The sequence below is a fragment of the Actinokineospora fastidiosa genome (genome assembly GCF_014648415.1).
Taxonomy (GTDB): Bacteria; Actinomycetota; Actinomycetes; order Mycobacteriales; family Pseudonocardiaceae; genus Actinokineospora; species Actinokineospora fastidiosa.
In genome coordinates this window covers 1-15,651 of record NZ_BMRB01000004.1, presented here as the reverse complement: position 1 = coordinate 15,651, position 15,651 = coordinate 1, and the positions used below count along the sequence as shown (strand labels likewise).

14 protein-coding genes are annotated in these 15,651 nt (G+C 72.4%); 4 read left to right on the top strand and 10 right to left on the bottom strand.

The features are described 5' to 3' along the window. Position 1: 1 nt before the first annotated feature. The 8 genes from IEY98_RS22180 to IEY98_RS22145 all read right to left on the bottom strand — a co-directional run bounded on the left by IEY98_RS22180 (position 2) and on the right by IEY98_RS22145 (position 7,984). On the bottom strand, positions 2-982 hold the full coding sequence (locus IEY98_RS22180) for a ParB/RepB/Spo0J family partition protein (RefSeq protein ID WP_189212542.1): 981 nt from the start codon (positions 980-982) through the stop codon (positions 2-4). Positions 983-1,185: 203 nt separating this feature from the next. Beyond that, the gene (locus IEY98_RS22175) at positions 1,186-2,388 is read right to left on the bottom strand and encodes a sedoheptulose 7-phosphate cyclase (RefSeq protein ID WP_189212541.1); all 1,203 of its coding nucleotides are present in this window, start codon (positions 2,386-2,388) and stop codon (positions 1,186-1,188) included. After that, entirely contained in the window at positions 2,381-3,073 is a 693-nt protein-coding gene (locus tag IEY98_RS22170) for an HAD-IA family hydrolase (RefSeq protein ID WP_189212540.1), read from the bottom strand. The genes IEY98_RS22175 and IEY98_RS22170 overlap by 8 nt, the downstream gene beginning before the upstream one ends. Then, positions 3,070-3,876, bottom strand: a complete 807-nt coding sequence (locus tag IEY98_RS22165; RefSeq protein ID WP_189212539.1) for a sugar phosphate isomerase/epimerase family protein — start codon at positions 3,874-3,876, stop codon at positions 3,070-3,072. Before IEY98_RS22165 ends, IEY98_RS22170 begins: the two co-directional genes overlap by 4 nt. Beyond that, positions 3,873-4,610 carry an SDR family NAD(P)-dependent oxidoreductase gene (locus IEY98_RS22160; protein ID WP_189212538.1) on the bottom strand — a complete coding sequence of 246 codons (738 nt, stop codon included), beginning with the start codon at positions 4,608-4,610 and terminating at the stop codon, positions 3,873-3,875. Before IEY98_RS22160 ends, IEY98_RS22165 begins: the two co-directional genes overlap by 4 nt. Further along, positions 4,607-5,698: an alcohol dehydrogenase catalytic domain-containing protein gene (locus IEY98_RS22155; RefSeq protein WP_189212537.1), complete on the bottom strand. Its 1,092-nt coding sequence runs from the start codon at positions 5,696-5,698 to the stop codon at positions 4,607-4,609. Before IEY98_RS22155 ends, IEY98_RS22160 begins: the two co-directional genes overlap by 4 nt. Continuing rightward, positions 5,695-6,705: an ROK family protein gene (locus tag IEY98_RS22150; protein ID WP_189212536.1), complete on the bottom strand. Its 1,011-nt coding sequence runs from the start codon at positions 6,703-6,705 to the stop codon at positions 5,695-5,697. The genes IEY98_RS22155 and IEY98_RS22150 overlap by 4 nt, the downstream gene beginning before the upstream one ends. A 34-nt stretch (positions 6,706-6,739) precedes the next feature. Next, on the bottom strand, positions 6,740-7,984 hold the full coding sequence (locus IEY98_RS22145; protein ID WP_189212535.1) for a glycosyltransferase: 1,245 nt from the start codon (positions 7,982-7,984) through the stop codon (positions 6,740-6,742). Positions 7,985-8,564: 580 nt separating this feature from the next. Between IEY98_RS22145 and IEY98_RS22140 the strand changes: the two genes are divergently transcribed. Both IEY98_RS22140 and IEY98_RS22135 read left to right on the top strand, forming a co-directional pair. Further along, entirely contained in the window at positions 8,565-10,076 is a 1,512-nt protein-coding gene (locus tag IEY98_RS22140) for a GMC family oxidoreductase (RefSeq protein ID WP_189212534.1), read from the top strand. 28 nt (positions 10,077-10,104) lie between these two features. Further along, positions 10,105-11,343 (top strand): MFS transporter, encoded by a 1,239-nt coding sequence (locus IEY98_RS22135; protein WP_189212533.1) that lies wholly within the window; start codon positions 10,105-10,107, stop codon positions 11,341-11,343. A gap of 399 nt (positions 11,344-11,742) precedes the next feature. Here the strand turns inward: IEY98_RS22135 and IEY98_RS22130 are convergent, their stop codons facing one another. Further along, positions 11,743-11,976 carry a PLDc N-terminal domain-containing protein gene (locus tag IEY98_RS22130; protein WP_189212532.1) on the bottom strand — a complete coding sequence of 78 codons (234 nt, stop codon included), beginning with the start codon at positions 11,974-11,976 and terminating at the stop codon, positions 11,743-11,745. A gap of 73 nt (positions 11,977-12,049) precedes the next feature. Next, the gene (locus tag IEY98_RS22125) at positions 12,050-13,753 is read right to left on the bottom strand and encodes a sensor histidine kinase (RefSeq protein WP_189212942.1); all 1,704 of its coding nucleotides are present in this window, start codon (positions 13,751-13,753) and stop codon (positions 12,050-12,052) included. Between the two features lie 162 nt (positions 13,754-13,915). Between IEY98_RS22125 and IEY98_RS22120 the strand changes: the two genes are divergently transcribed. Both IEY98_RS22120 and IEY98_RS22115 read left to right on the top strand, forming a co-directional pair. Then, positions 13,916-14,950, top strand: coding sequence for an Acg family FMN-binding oxidoreductase (locus IEY98_RS22120; protein WP_189212531.1), 1,035 nt, complete (start codon positions 13,916-13,918; stop codon positions 14,948-14,950). Then, the gene (locus IEY98_RS22115; RefSeq protein ID WP_189212530.1) at positions 14,932-15,525 is read left to right on the top strand and encodes a CBS domain-containing protein; all 594 of its coding nucleotides are present in this window, start codon (positions 14,932-14,934) and stop codon (positions 15,523-15,525) included. Before IEY98_RS22120 ends, IEY98_RS22115 begins: the two co-directional genes overlap by 19 nt. Positions 15,526-15,651: the final 126 nt, after the last annotated feature.

Below are 15,651 nucleotides of genomic sequence, written 5' to 3'. Positions count from 1 at the left end.
ACTAGGCCGACTCGCGCTGGTACTGCTTGAGTTGGTCCGCGAACCGCCGCCACACGTCGGCGCAGCCCTCGGCCAACTCCGCGACCGTCCGCAGGCAGTGCGGCGGGGTGTTGTCGGTCAGCCGCTTCCAGGTGTCCGCGTCGATGGCGTGGACATCCAGGAGGCGGAGCAGGAACCGGCCGTCCTCGCTGAAGCGCAGCGACGGGTCGGTGCGGAGCCTGCGCAGGACCGAGACCATGTCCCCCGCCACGCGTCCGCGGTCCCCGTCGTTCACGCTGCCGATCACCTTGGGCTCAGGGGCGGGCCGCCGCCGCCTGTCGCGCGCGTCGCGCTGCCTCGGCAGGACCGGGTCCTCGCCCCGCCGCAACCGTTCCCGCACGTCCCGCGCGGTGCCGAGGGAGATGTTGGCCGCGCGGACGATCTCGCGGAGCGAGGCCTGCGGGTTCTCCCGCAACAGGTCGCCAGCGAGCCTGCGGCCCGCGGCGGAGTCGAGTGGACGGACTCGGCCGTCCCGGCCGATCCTGGTGTGCAAATGCGGAATATCCGCACTTGCACACCGCATCGCGGCGACCACCTTCGCCGCGACCCCGCTCGCGGTCGCGATCGCCCGGTCCGACCACTCCGGATGGGTGCGGACGATGCGCTTGGCCGCCGCCATGCGGTCGGACATCGTCAGCGGGAGCCCGTGCCCGACGTTGGCCTCGACGGCGACGACGAAAGCGTCCTTTTCGCTCCCCTCGAAGAAGCGCGCCTCGATCGCGTCGTCGCCGCGGATTATGGCGGCGCGCAGGCGGTGCATACCGTCGATGACCCGCATGGTGTCGCGGTGGGCGATGATAGGAGGCAAAGAAGTGTGCAGTGCGGCAAGCAATTGCGCGTGGGATTCATCGATGCCCGCCAACCTCGGAGAATCCGCGTCCAGCAGGGTCTTCACCGGGACTTTGACCGCGGTGTCGGCGAGCAGGGCAAGCCTTGTCGACATCTAGACAACCCCCAGGTTGTTGTCAGACATGAACAGGAGAAAGGACGAACAGCGGAGTGCTTACTCTGGACAGAGGAGTGGGCCGCCGCACTGGCGCGACCTAAACTGTACCCCCCACTACAAAACTAGACTATCCCGTATTGACCGTCAAGACAGACGACTCACCGGCGGACTGCCCGACTCCCCGCTTGAGCGCTATTCGGTTATACGCATTTACCTGCGGCGATGCGACGAAAACGCGTTTCGCTCAGTTCTCGCTGCAGGACTGCCGCCGCCTCGAGCTCCTGCGCGCTGACGTCGTTCACGAAGGTGACGTCGCCGATCCCGACGGGCAGCGGCAGCCGCTGCTGTCCGTCGCGATGCCGCACCGTGTCCGCAAGCGCCTGCAGCAGGACGTCGGGCGCGACCAGGGGATGCCAGGTCGGCAGTTCCAGCGCCGCCATGACCGTCAGGACGCGGTCGCGCTCGTCCTCGCTCAGCAATCCCCGCCGATAGGCGAGAACGGTGGTCAGGGCCATGTCCACGCAGACCGCCTCGCCGTGCAGCAGCGCGGGCAGCGCACGCATCTCGATCGTGGGGCTGAACGTGTGCCCGTAATCCAGGCAGCGCTCCAGCTCGGACTCCCAGAGGTTCGGCTGCAGTTCCTCCAGCATCCCCTGCGTGGCCGCGTGCAGGACAGCGACCGCGGCGGTGTCGCCGATCGGCGTGCGGCCCTGGAACTTCTCGCGCAGGAGCACCTGTCCGTGTTCGGCCAGCAGCTCGAACAGCGCCCGGTCCTTGATCAACGCGAGCTTCAGTATCTCCGCGAGCCCGTTGCTGATGTGCCTGCGGTCCACAGTCGACAGGAACGACCGGTCGAGCAGGGTGAGCTCCGCGGGCGCGTAGGAGCCGAGCCTGTTCTTGTGGCCGTTGAAGTTCACCCCGGTCTTGGCGCCGAGACCGGCGTCGACGAGTCCGATGAGCGTGGTCGGCACCCGCACGAACGGCGTCCCGCGCCGGTAGAGGCTCGCGATCAGGCCCACGACATCCATGAGCACGCCGCCGCCGATGACGATGACCGGCTCCCGCCTGCGCGCGATGCCGAACCGGTCGAGCTCCTCGGCGACCCGTGCGGCGGTCGCGAGGTCTTTCACCGTTTCATCCGCTTTGACCACCACCATCGCGCAGTCCACGGCGTGGTGGTCGAAGTAGGCGCGGATCCGCTCGCCGTGCAGCAGATCGACGTTGCCGTCGATCACGACGACCCGGCGGCGACCACCCGGGGAGTCCGAGCCGATCTCCACCAGGTCGGACCGGTCGGGCCGGAACAGGTTGTCGCGGACCCGCACCTCATAGCTGACCTCCTTCCGGGCGCGGACGAGCCACGACCCGGCCCCGTCGACGTGCAGTCCGGTCGTCTCAGTCATTCCCCATCCCCCATATTCGGATACTCGGGTACGACACCCGCAGCCGTCCGGCCGCCTGCTCGACCCGGACGCCGCGCAGATCCGCGACCCGGTCGAGCCCTTCGGTGGAGGGCGCGGCACACGCGCCGACCACCACGGTGCGGGCGCCGGACGCCCGCGCGGCCCGCACTCCCGCCTCGGCGTCCTCGAAGACGATCGCGTCCTCCGGCGCGGCGCCGAGCCGGTCGGCGGCGGCCAGGTAGCCCTCCGGGCTCGGCTTGCCTGCCCGCACGTCATCCGCGCTGATCACGACGGCGGGCATGGGCAGCCCGGCCGCGGCCATCCTGGCCTCGGCGAGCGCGCGGCCCGCCGAGGTCACCACGGCCCAGCCCGCCGAGGGCAGCGCGGCCAGCAGCTCGGGCGCGCCGGGCACCGGGATGATCCCGTCGGTGTCGCCGACCTCGCTGGCGATCACCCGCAGCGCCTCGGCGCGGACATCGACGCCCGCGGGCGCGAACTCGGCGACGGTCTCCTCGGTGCGGCGCCCGTGCGAGACCGCGAGGATCCGCTCGGGGTCCAGGCGGTGCCTGGCGGCGAACGAGCGCCAAGTGCGCTCGACGACGGCCGTCGAGTCGACGAGCGTGCCGTCCATGTCGAACAGCAACGCCGACACCTCGACGGTGATCGGCAGCTGGGTATCGGTCATCTCCCTGCCTCTGTCGGAGTGAAACGCCGGGCACGGCGCCGCGCCCAGGCGAGGTCGGTGGACATCCGCGCGAGATCTCCGTCGCGGTAGTCGTTCTCCACCACGAGCGCGCGCACCGCCACCGAGTGGGCGTGCAGCGCTTGCACGGCGTCGTCGAGCCTCCCCTCCCCGGCGCCGAGCAACGGGGAGGAGCCGCCGTCGGAAGGGCCGTCCTTGAGGTGGACCTGATCGGCCACCACGTCGCCCAGCGACGCGACCAGGGCGTCCGCGCGCAGCCCCGCCGTCACGGGGTTGAACGTGTCCAGCACCAGCCGGAAGGCGGTCGAGCCGACCCGGTCGACGAGGGCCCGGGCCTGATCGCGGGCGAGCACGTTCTCGTTGGCCAGCACCAGGCCACGCGCGGCCGCCTCGGCCGCGCCCCAGCGCAGCGCCTCGGCGGTGCGCGCGAACGCGTCCGGGCCGTCGATCGCGCCGCGGCGGAAGCTCGGCACGAACGCCAGCGGCACGCCCAACGCCACCGCCGCGTCCAGCAACCGCTCGAGCAACGGCCGGACGGTCGCGGCGTCGGAGGTCAGGCCGACATCGTTGAACCGGTTGCCCGCAAGCGCGAGCAGCCGCACTCCCTGGGCGTGCGCCGCGGCAAGCAGCGCGTCCACGCGGCCCGGCGCGTCGACCCAGTGACCCCGGCCTGGTCCGCCGAGGTCGAGTTGCACGCCGTCGGCGCCCACAGCCGCCGCCAGCCGCACGGCCTCGACGCCGGACACCGGCAGCCGCCACTCGGCGAGCCCCACCAGGCAGGTCACACCGGCCTCCGGCTCTGCGACACCGGCGGGCGGTCGTAGGCCGACCACCAGCCGCCGTCGCCGTCGACCACGAGGCTGTCCCCGTGGCGGCCTTCCCCCGAGGTCGCCGCCAGCTCGGTCGCCACCCGAGCGAAGCAGGACGGGGTCATGTAGGAGCTGTAGTCGAAGCCCACGGGCCTGCGCCTGCGGATGCCCGGAGTGTCCACCATGCCCGCGGGCAGCACCTGCACCACGCGCACCTCGTCCTCCTCCTGGGCGATGGAGTCCAACAGCGTCTTCGCCGCAGCTTTGGAGGCGGCGTAGCCCGACCTTCCCGGCCCGGCGTTGAACGCGACCTCCGACGAGACGCCGACGACCAGACCCGGCCCTGCGTCCCGCAGCGCGGGCAGGAAGGCCTGCAGGGTGATCCACAGCCCGGTCACGTTGACCGCCAGCTGGGCACGCCACTCCCCGATCGACACATCGCGGAAGTCGGCCCGCCCCTCGCCGTAGTAGACCGAGGAAAAGCACACGGCGTGCACGGGGCCTGCGCCGAGCGCGGCCAGCCGGTCGCGGGCGTGATCAGGCTCGGTGAGGTCCACCCGCTCCCACCGCAGCCGCCCGGGGTCGGCAGGCCTGCTGCGGCCGCACACCACGACGTCGGCGCCCGCCGCCGCCCAGGCGTCGGCGATGCCGCGGCCGATCCCGGTCGTGCCGCCCACCACGATCATGCGTCGCCCGGCCAGCGATGTCATCGAGTGTCCTCCGCGGTTCGGACCGAGAGCTTGATCAGCCGACGGCCGTCGATCGTGCGTTCGCGCGAGCGGGCCAGCGCCCGCATCACGCGGGCCGCGCCGTCGAGGTCGGTCTCATGGGTGATCAGGTCGCGGTAGCGGCCGGGATCGCGGGCGAGTTCGGCCGCGGCGTCCAGCAGATGCCGGTTCCCGACCCCCCGGTGGCCGAACAGCCGAACCGGTCTGCCCGTCCCCAGCCGCGCCGTGGTCACGCGGACCGGGTCGGGCAGCCCGCCGCGATTGGCCGCGCGCACGGCGGTCAGGTCCACCCCTGGCAGCAAGGGGGTCGTGGCGCCGGGCGGCAGTCCGCCGACGATGTCGACGACCTCCGCCCCGACCCCGAGCGCCGACTCCAGCGCCGCCACCGTGGCATCGCGCGGCGTCGCGATCAGCGCGGCGACCGGGCCGTCCAGCTTCACCTCGAACACGGTGTCCAGCAGCAGGTCGGCCCGGTAGGGGCGGGACGCGCTGAACGCCAGGCCGGGACCGGTGTGGTGCGCCAACGCCACTCGCATGCCCGGACCGAGCCACCGGCCCGCGGCCCGCACGGCGAGGTGCCCGACGATCCCGTCGCCGATGACGAGCAGCGTCGCGGGGGCGAACGCGCCCAGTTCGGCCAACGCGTACCGGACCACAGCCAGCGGTTCCAGCAGCGGGCCCGCCACCGCGGCATCGGTCGTTTCCGGCAACGGGAGCACCAGGCCGCAGGAGACCGCGGTCGCGGGTACCAGCGTGCGCTCCTGCAACAGGCCGTCCACATTGTGCCCGAGGAGGAAGTCGGGGTCCGTGGGGTGCGTCGGGTTGATCGCGACCAACGTGCCCGGGGCGAGTCGCGCGGGCACGCCCGCGCCTGCCGCCACCACGCGCGCGACGCCCTCGTGTCCGATCACCCGCGCGGGATCGTCCCGTAGTCCGCGCAGCATCTGGATATCCGTGCCGCACAGTCCGGCGTACTCGGTCGCGACGCTCAGCTCGCCCCGCCCCGGGGCGGCGATCGGCAGCCGCGCCACGGACACCGTGCCGTGCGCGCGCACGATAGCGCGGTTCACGCCGACTCGCGGGTCGCTGCGGCCATCCCGGCCCCGACGAGCCCGTTCGCCTCGGAGACGACCACCCGGTCCCGCACCCACTCCGGCGCGCGCTCGCTGGTGAGGTACAGACCATCACGGCTCAGGTGGGCGAGCAGCGCACCGCGGTAATGCTCGCCGAGACCCACCGCGACCCCGCCGGTGAGCGCGACGAGGTCGATCTCCGGGTCCAGGCAGAGCGCCGTGCGCACGACATCGGCGATCGGCTTCGTCGCGGCGTCGAGCAGTTCCCCGGCCACCGCGTCACCGCGGTGCAGCGCGGCCGGCAGGGCCGACTCGAAGGCCGCGCCCCGCGCCAGCGCACGGCCAAGGGCGGAGTTGTCCCAGACCGGGCCACGGCGCTGCCGCAGGACCTCGCCGAGCCGCCGGATGCCTGGTCCTGAGGAGTACGCGGCCACGTGCCTCGGCCGTCCGCAGGCGCACGACAGGTCCACCGCCGCGTTGTCGATGGTCACGGTCGCGGGCAGGTGGCCGATCTCGCCCTGCAGGCCGCAGCCGTCGAGGGGGATCTCGCCGGTGCGCTGGTCGATCGTGCGGCAGGCGATGCCGGTGCTGATCGTCACGAGCAGCACCTTGCGCAGGTGTCGGGCCCGCGGTGTGCTCGCCAGGTGCAGCAGTGCCGCGGTGACGTCGTTGAGGACGTGCCAGCGCACGTCCGGCCTGGCGGCGCTCAGCGCTTCGAGCAGGTCGAACGGCGCGGCATGCGCTCCCCACAGCGGGGCGGACGCGTAGACCGTCCCCGTGCGGTGGTCGAGCGCCGCCCCGAACGACACGCCCGCGACGCCTTCGGGCGGCACCGCGTCGGCCATGGTGCGCACCAATCTGGCCTGCAACTCTTCGACGGGTGTGTCGGCGCAGCGCAGGAAACTCGGTGACGGCACACGCCTGACCTCGCCGAGCCCCTGCTCCGGTGACCACCGCGCCCAGCGCACATGGGTGCCACCGACATCCAGAACCGTAATCAGCACAGCCTTCCCCCAGACCGCCGAACCTGTCCCCGGCTCAGGGACCTCCCGCGATCACCCGCAGGTAGTCCCCGGCCAATCGCCGCATCGTGTACCGCTCCAGCACGCTGGCCCGCGCACGCTCGCCGAGCGTCCGCCGCGACCCGGGATCATCGAGCAGCCGGACGAGGGCGGCACGCAGGCCCGTGATGTCGGCCGGATCGACGAGCAGGCCGTTGTGCCCGTGCGTGATCTGCTGAGACAGGCCGCCGACGTCGGACGCGACCACCGCGCGGCCCTTGACCATCGCCTCGGTCACGGTGAGCCCGAAACCCTCCTGCAGGCTCTTCTGCACCACCACGTCGGCCCTGCGCTGCAAAGCGTTCACCACGAGCGCGTTGTACTCCGGCTGCTTCATCGAGATGTTCAGCAGGTGCACGCGGGCGCGATCCCCCTCCGACATCTCGGCCAGCAGCGCGCGCACCGCGCCGAGGACCTCCAGCCCTTCGGGGTCGTCGGGGATCTCCGTGGGATCGGTCCCCGCGAGCACGAGGTGCACGTCCTCGGGCAGGCCGACGACGGACCGGACGACGCCGGGCATGTCCTTGAGCGGGTCCCACCGCGACACCTGGAGCACGACGCGCGCGTCCAGCGGCAGCGGCGCGCTCTGCGTGACCGTCACCCCTGCCGAGACCCGGTCGGCGGTGAGGCCGATCTCGGCCAGCAGCGCGGCGACCTCGTCGGGGTCGAGCTCGCGGTTCTTCGGCGCGAGCGGATCGATCGCGGGCGGGATCACGAACAGCTCGCGCACGTTCGGCGGGGCGAACTCGGGCAGCGTGGTGACCACGGCGTCCAGCGCGCCGAGCTCGGCATCGAACGCCCGCCACACCGCGCCGGGCCCGCGTTCGGGCGCGACGACGCCGCCGATGTGGCAATGCCACGCCACCCGAGCGCCCGCGGCCTTGATCGCGGGGGCCAGGCCGAGCGTCTGCGGGTCGTGCAAGATGACGACATCGCCCGGCTTCACCCGCTCCCCGAACCAGTCGGCCTGCGGCGCGATCGTCGAGCGGTAGGTCCGCAGCATCGCCGGATCGTCGAGCCGGGCGGGGTCGGCGTTCCCGTGCAGCAGGTGATGCAGGTACTTGGTCACCGCGTAGAAGTCCGCGGTGCCCGCGATCACGGCCCAGCCCGCGTCCTGGTGACGCAGGAGCCCGCGGAGCAGTTCGGACACGCCGCCGCCGGTCGCCGTCGAGTTCACGTGGACGATCAGCGGCCGGTCCGCCCTGGGTTCGACTTCCCACACCGGTGCCAGCATTTACCGTGCCTCTTCAGATCGATGGACGCAGAAAGCCGTTGCACACGGCAGCTACCGAGTTGGATCGAGCCTAGCAGCGGGACGACGTCGAATGTCAACACGACAAGCGATCCGCATTCCCGCTGAGGGAGCCAGGTATGGCCGCTGTTTGTCGCAAAAGGACGAGTGACCCTCACTAACCATGTGGGCGCTATCGTCCACATGAGACAGAATCCCACCCCGGTCAGCCCTCCGATGCCCCGGAGGAGTGAACCTTCGGACGCCCGTTAGGCCGAACGGATGTCTTCGACGGTGACGCTGCATATTTGTGGTCGACTCCATGAAAGACAAGTACACTCGACTGAAGGAACCCGACAAGGTACAGTCGTCTTCGCGCAGTCCACCGGGGGGATCTGGGGATGCTGGACACCGCGCGCTCGGCAGGCTCGCGCCGTCGTCGGGCAACCGCATGGTCTGATCTGTCCGCAGCCCACATCGTGCTGCCGTGCCGCGGTCACACTGACGGGTGACCGCTCGGCGAATTCCGGTGCACAGCAAGGCTACCGCCGTGACGTCAGGGGGATTTCGCGTGCCTGCTCGGCGCGAAGTGGAGGAAGAGGCGTTGTCCGAGGACCTGCGCGCCGACATCGTCGTGGTCGGCGGCGGCGCCGCCGGATGCGTGCTGGCCGCCCGACTCAGCGAGGACGACCGGTGCTCGGTCCTGTTGCTCGAAGCCGGGCCGGACTACGGGCCGTACCACGCGGGCCGGTGGCCCGCCGATCTGCTCGACTGCCGGTTGCCCGCGCGCAGCCACGACTGGGACCCCGACGGGCCCGCGTACTGCTCGCGAGCGCGGGTGATCGGCGGTTCCTCCGTCAGCAACGCGTGCTGGACCACGATCGGCGCGCCTGCCGACTACGACGCCTGGAGCGCCTACTCCGCAGGCGCGCTGGACTATGCCGCGTTCGCCCCCTACCTGGCCGACGCGCTGCGCGAGCTGCGGGTCCGCGCGGTCCCGGAAGCCGATCGCGGCGCCTGGCACCGCGCCGTGGTGGCCGGGGCGACGCGGATCGGCCTGCCCGCCCTGGCCGACGTCAACGGGACCGACGCCGCCGAGGGCGCGGGGTGGGTGCCGCTGAACGCCGTCGGCCACACCCGCTGGAACGCCGCGTTCGCCTACCTCGACCCGGCCCGGGACAGGCCGAACCTCCACGTGGTGCCCGACGCGCTGGCCGTGCGGCTGCTGGTGCGGGACGAGCGCGCGACCGGGGTGGAGATCGTGCGGAACGGGCGGTCCCAGACGATCGCCGCGGGCGCGGTGGTGCTCGCCGCGGGCGCGTACGGCAACCCGCCATTGCTGATGCGCAGCGGAATCGGGCCCGAACCGGTGCTGCGCGACCTGGGCGCGACGACGGTGTTGCCCCTGGCAGGCGTCGGGGAGAACCTCATCGACCACTCCAAGGTCCACCTCGCGCTGGACCCGACGGCGGCGCTCGTCCTGCCGGACCGCGTGTACGTGCCCCAGGCGCTGCTCAAGGTGCGGTCGAGCATGGCCGACGACCACTGGGACCTGCACATCGTGCCGACCGCAGGACCGGAGGAGGACGAGCGCGGCCGCTATATCGGTCCGCTGGCGGTCTCGCTGTACGTGTTCGTGCTCGCGCCCCGGTCCCGCGGCGTGGTGCGGGCTCGCTCCCTCGACCCGATGGCCGCGCCGTCGATCGATCCCCGCTACTTCAGCGACCCGGACGGCCACGACCGGCAGGTGGCGCTGGACGGCGTCGATGTGGCCCACGACCTGGCCGCGACCGCCCCGGTGCGCGAGCTGGCCACCCTGACCCCGTGGTCGCCCGAGCGCAGAGCGGCGATCGGCAGGACGGCGGGCGGGTACTGGCATCCGGTCGGCACCTGTGCCATGGGTCCCGCCGACGACCCGGCTGCGGTCGCGGGCGCGCACGGCAGAGTGCACGGTCTGTCCAATGTATACGTCGGGGACGCCTCGCTGATGCCGGTGATCCCGCGGGCCAACACCCATCTCAGCACGGTCGCGCTCGCGGCATGGGTGGCCGAGTCGATCCGTTCGGCATCAGGTGTCGGGTAGTCAGAGCGAGCAGGCGAGGGGAAGACGGGTGCGCTCCGAACGGGTGTCGGTGTTCATCGTGTTCGTGCTCAACGGTGTCATCGCGGGTTCGTGGGCGCCGCGCATACCGACGCTGGCCGAGAAGATCGGCGCGAGCCCGGGCGTGCTCGGCCTGGTGCTGCTCGGCGCCAGCATCGGCCTGGCGGTGTCCGCGTCGTTCGCGGGCCGGTTGTGCGCCCGGTTCGGCGCCCGGGTCGTCGTGTTCGCGTCCGCCCTCGCCGCCGCGGGGATGTTGCCCGTCCTCGCCGTCGTCACGACAGCGGTGCAGCTCGGCATCGCCCTGGTGGTGCTGGGTGCTGCCTTCGGCGTGTTCGACGTGTCGATGAACGTCGCCGCCCTGACCGTCATCCGCCGGGTGGAGCGCCCGCTGATGCCGGTCTTCCACGCCGGGTTCAGCTTCGGCGGGCTGGCGGGCTCGCTGAGCGCGGCGTTGGCCGCCGGTTATCGCGTCGAGCTGCTCCCGTACTTCACGACGGTCATGGTCGCCTCGGTGATCGTCATCGCCGGGGTGATCCGGTTCGTGCCCCGGGAGGAGCCCGCCGCCGACACCCGAGGGAGCAGCGGACTCGACCGCGGCCTGATGCGCCGCCCGGTGCTGTGGCTGCTCGGCGGCATCGCGTTCGTCTCCGCCATCGTCGAGGGCTCGAACGCCGACTGGTCGGCGCTGTTCGCAGTCCACGAGCGCGGCATGTCCGAGGCGGCGGGGGCGCTCATGTACTCGGTCTTCGCAGGCGCGATGGCCGTGGTGCGGCTGCTCGGCGAACCGGTCCAACGCCGCTTCGACGCCGTCCGCATCCTGGCCGTCGGGTCACTGCTCGCCGGGACCGGCCTGCTGACGGCCGCGATCGTGCCGGTCGCCTGGCTCACCTACGTCGGGTACGTGGTGGCGGGCGCCGGTGTCGCGTTCGTGTTCCCCCTCGTGATCGAACTCGCGGGCGCGGCGGGTCAACGGGACGACGGCAACGGCGGAGCGCGGGAAGTCGGTTTCGTCACGAGCATCGCGTACTCCGGCTTCCTCATCGGCCCCCCGATGCTGGGAGGCGTCGCCGAGCTGACAGACCTGTCGTTCGCGGTCGGCTTCGTCGGGCTCATCGCGATGCTGATCGCCCCCGCCGCCCTCGCCGCATCCGCCGCCCGCAAACGCGAGCAGGCAAGAGGCCCACTCACCGAGCACCCCCGAACACCCCCGTCGCGATCGACAACGTCGTCGTCAGGCGGACACAAGTGAGCTGAAACGCCCCTGCTGCCCGCGCCGTGTGGTCCGCGGCTCGGCCACTGACGATCGGCCGACGCCGCGCAGGTCTTCCTGCCCACGACGAGGTGACCGGGCACTTCATGGCGGGCGACGGCATCGGCGGCCACGGCTAGTTCCAGATCACCGTCGACGTCGCGGGCGCGGCCTTCACCCTCGACCGACTGTTCGTCGAGGTCTTCCACACCTCCCCCGACGACGGCGCCGAGCTCGACAAGGTCATCGTCCCCGTCGTCTACGGACCCAAGATCGTCCCCGACTACCGGGTGTACTCCGAGCACGTCGTCCAGCAGGGCGAGACGCTGTGGGGCGACTGAGTCGATCGTCGTCGCGGACGCCCACCCCGTGGCAGCGTCGGACCCCGCCGGACACGGTCTACGGCCGCGCCATGTCCCGCTCACGCCGCCCCCACCGCAGGTAGGCGAGGGGGCCGACGAAGTTGACAGCGATGATCGCCGCCCACACGGGTTTGCTCGCGGTGACCTCGGACGGCGCCCGCTTCGCGAGGTCGGCCCACGCCGCGGCGGCCATCGCGACCTGCACCGCCCCCAAGGCGATCACGGTCCGGCGCCTGCCCGAGCTGAGATCACGCCACGTGCGCTTGGCCATTCCGATCCCTCCAGCCTGGGTTCGCGCCCGACCATAACCGCCCCGCCCGCCGCTGTCCCGGCGAAGCTGTCCGCTACGGCAGCGGGACGCGCCAGGTCAGCCGGGTGCCCTGGGGGGAGGCAGGGGCGAGGGTGAGGGTGCCCTCGCAGGTGGTGGCGCGGTGTTGGAGGTTGGCCAGGCCGCTGCGGGCGAAGTGTTCGGGCAGGCCGGTGCCGTCGTCGACCACGTCGACCACCAGGTCATCGCCCGCCTCGATGGTCACGATGACCGAGGTCGGGGCGGCGTGGCGAATGGCGTTGCTGACGGCCTCGCGCACCACCGCCTCCGCGTGCTCGGCCACCGTGGGCGGCACCAGGGTGTCCACCGGCCCGGACATGCGCACCGTGGGTGTGATGCCGCTGTCGGCGGCGGTCTGGGTGATGGCGTCCATCAACCGCCTGCGCGCGCTGCCCGGGGACTCCTGTCCGGCGGTGTGCAGGTCGAAGATGCTGGTGCGGATCTCGCGGACGGTCTCGTCCAGCTGTTCGACCACCCGCATGATGCGGGCCCGCACCTCCGGGCCGCTCACCCGGTGGAGGGTGCCCTGCAGGGTCATGCCCGAGGCATAGAGCCGCTGAATGACATGGTCGTGCAGGTCATGGGCGATGCGGTCCCGGTCGGCCAGCACGTCGAGCAGCCGCCGGTCGCGCTGGGCCTGCGCGGCCTGCAGGGCCAGACCCGCCTGGTCGGCGAAGGAGTCCAGCACCGGCACCAGGTCCGGATCGAACAGCGCCGCCCCCTTGTCCCGCGCGGCCAACAGCACCCCACTCACCCGGTCGGTGGTCCGCAACGGCACCACCAACGCCGGACCGAAACCGAGCGCGTCCGCACCGAGGACATCGCCCAGCGCGGCGGCCAGGTCCGGCACCAGATCGGCCGCACCCGCCTCCAGAACACCCGCCAGCACCGGGGTCTCCGGCGGGATCGGCGCCCCCACCAGCGCCCGACCCCGCTCACCGGTGCCCGTGCGCACCCGCAACACCTCCTCATCGGCCAGCAACACCAGCACGCAGTCGGCCTCGGTCAACTCCAACGCCCGCCGCACCACCAACTCCAACGCGTCGTCCGTGCTGGCCCCCGCGAGCAGCTCGGCGCGGACCTCCGAGGACGCCTCCAACCACCGCTGCCGCCTGCGGCCCTGCTCGAACAGCCGCGCGTTCTCGATCGCCACCCCCGCCGCCGCCGCCAGCGCCCGCAACACGACCTCGTCCTCGGCGCTGAACTCCCTCGCCCCCCGCTTCTCCGTCAGATACAGATTGCCGAAGATCTCCTCACGCACCCGCACCGGCGCACCCAGGAAACTGCTCATCGGCGGATGGTTCGACGGGAAACCCACCGACGCCGGATGCGCCCCCAACTCCGGCACCCGGATCACCTTCGGATGCGTGATGAGCAGCCCGAGCAGACCCCGCCCCTCCGGCAGATGCCCCATCCGCGCCCGCTCCTCCGGGCTGATGCCCACATAGACGAACTCCTGCAGCAGACCCTCCCGACCCCCCAGAACACCCAAAGCCCCATAGCGGGCATCGACCAGATCCACCGCGGCCTGCACGATCCGCTGCAACGTCGAATCCAACTCCAACCCCGCACCGACCGCCATCACGGCCTCCAACAGGCCATGCATACGATCCCGCGTACGGCCGATCTCACTGAGCCGCTCCTGCACCTCCGCCAACAACTCGTCCAGGCGAAGCCCGCCCAAACCGGTCGTCTCGCCCATGTCGGACATCCCACGCATCCCTTCGCCGCTCCCGCCATTCTCACGGCGACACGGACGCACGCCAACCCGACATGACGACACCTGTCCCGAGCCGAACGGGACCTTCGACTGTTTGCCCGCCTTCATCCGAATCGGATCGTGGAGGGTGTCAGAGCACGACCGACGATGGGTAGTACCGCAATGACCACCGTGCCACCGGCGCTGGGCCTGACCGCAGAGCAGGTCAGCGCCGTCCTCACCGCCGCGGGGATGGCGCCCTCGCTGCACAACATCCAGCCGTGGCGCTTCGCCGTGCTGCCCGACCGGATCGAGCTGCGCGCCGACCCCGCCGCCCGCCTGCCCGCCACCGACCCCGACGACCGCGAGCTGCGCCTGGGCTGCGGCGCCGCCCTGCTCAACCTCCGGCTGGCGCTGGAGCTGCAGGGCGTGCGGCCGCTGGTGACCCTCACCTACTGGGCGTGGCCCGGCGACGACCCGGACCGGCCGCTCGCGGTCGTGCGCCACGGCGGGCGTTCGCGCGTGCTCCCGCCGACCGCGGCCCTGGCGCGGGCCATCCCGGACCGCAGGACCGTCCGCGCGCCCTTCCACGACGCCGCCGTGCCCGCGACCCACCGCGGCAGGCTGGTCCGCGCCGCGAGCGACGAGCGCTGCTGGCTGCACAGTGTCGACGAGCCGCAGGACCGCGCCCGGCTGCGGGAGCTGGTGACGCGGGCCCACCGCGTCCACGCCGCCGACCCGGCCGTCGCCCGCGAGCTGGCGGCGTGGACCGGGCATGACGGCGGACGGGCGGACGGCGTCCCGCGCACCGCCAGCGGGCCCGCGCCGGAGCCGCAGGACGAGTGGGTGCTGCGCGACTTCGGCGCCGGACACGCCCGCGAGCGCGTGCCGGGCAAGGACTTCGAGCCCGCCCCGCTGATCATGGTGCTCCAGTCCTATTCGGACGGTCCGGCTGAGCAGGTGCAGGCGGGGCAGGCGCTGCAGCGGGTGCTGCTGGCCGTGACCTCGCTCGGGCTCTCGGCGTCGCTGCTGTCCCAGCCCATCGAGGTGGCCGAGGTGCGCGGCGAGCTGCGCCGCTTCCTCGGGAACCGCCTCACCCCCCAGGCGATCCTGCGCGTGGGCTACGGCCCGCCCGCGCGGGTGACCCCCCGCAAGCCGCTCTCCGACCTCATCGTCCCCGTCACGGAAGGAAACCCGACATGCGCGCCGACGACCTGATGTCCAGCCCGGCGGTCACCGTCACCCCGGCCACGCCCGCCAAGGCCGCGATCGCGCTGCTGGCCGCGCACGGGTTCACCGCGCTGCCGGTCGTCGAGGACGGCGACCGGCTGGTCGGCCTGGTCACCGAGGCCGACCTGCTGCGCGGGCGGGTGCTCCCCGACGCCCGGACCCCGCACGACTGCCCGCGTGATCCCAAGTGGACCGTCGGCGAGGTGATGACCGCCCATCCCTGCCGGGTCGCCCCGAACGCGGACGTGGCCCGCGTGGCCAAGCTGATGCTGGACCGCGGCCTGCGCTCGGTCCCGGTGACCGACAACGGCAGGCTGGTCGGGATGCTGACCCGCCGCGACCTGCTGCGCGTGCTGGCCCGCGACGACCTCGACATCCTCGCCGAGCTCCGCCGCAAGCTGGCCGCCTACGGCGGCGGCCGCCGCTGGACCGTGACCGTGGCCGACGGCGCGGTGACCGTCCTGGACGAGCACGACGACCCCGCCGACCGACACGTGGCCCGCGTCCTGGCCGAGTCCGTGCCCGGCGTCCAGGCCGTGACCGTGGCCGCCAAGCCTGCCTGACCGACGGGAAGGGCCGCTCGGCAGGGCGGGTTCGAGGAGGCTCCGGCGGGGCCGCAGGAGAAGTCAGGGTGTCGGCGGCGGCGAGGGCAACGCCGGGTGCGGGCGTCGGCGGGCTCAGCCGATGCC

Coding starts and splice junctions, on each gene's coding strand:
- IEY98_RS22180 (WP_189212542.1), bottom strand. CDS start 982: ATGTCGACAAGGCTTGCCCTGCTCGCCGACACCGCGGTCAAAGTCCCG.
- IEY98_RS22175 (WP_189212541.1), bottom strand. CDS start 2,388: ATGACTGAGACGACCGGACTGCACGTCGACGGGGCCGGGTCGTGGCTC.
- IEY98_RS22170 (WP_189212540.1), bottom strand. CDS start 3,073: ATGACCGATACCCAGCTGCCGATCACCGTCGAGGTGTCGGCGTTGCTG.
- IEY98_RS22160 (WP_189212538.1), bottom strand. CDS start 4,610: ATGACATCGCTGGCCGGGCGACGCATGATCGTGGTGGGCGGCACGACC.
- IEY98_RS22130 (WP_189212532.1), bottom strand. CDS start 11,976: ATGGCCAAGCGCACGTGGCGTGATCTCAGCTCGGGCAGGCGCCGGACC.
- IEY98_RS22125 (WP_189212942.1), bottom strand. CDS start 13,753: ATGCGTGGGATGTCCGACATGGGCGAGACGACCGGTTTGGGCGGGCTT.
- IEY98_RS22120 (WP_189212531.1), top strand. CDS start 13,916: ATGACCACCGTGCCACCGGCGCTGGGCCTGACCGCAGAGCAGGTCAGC.
- IEY98_RS22115 (WP_189212530.1), top strand. CDS start 14,932: ATGCGCGCCGACGACCTGATGTCCAGCCCGGCGGTCACCGTCACCCCG.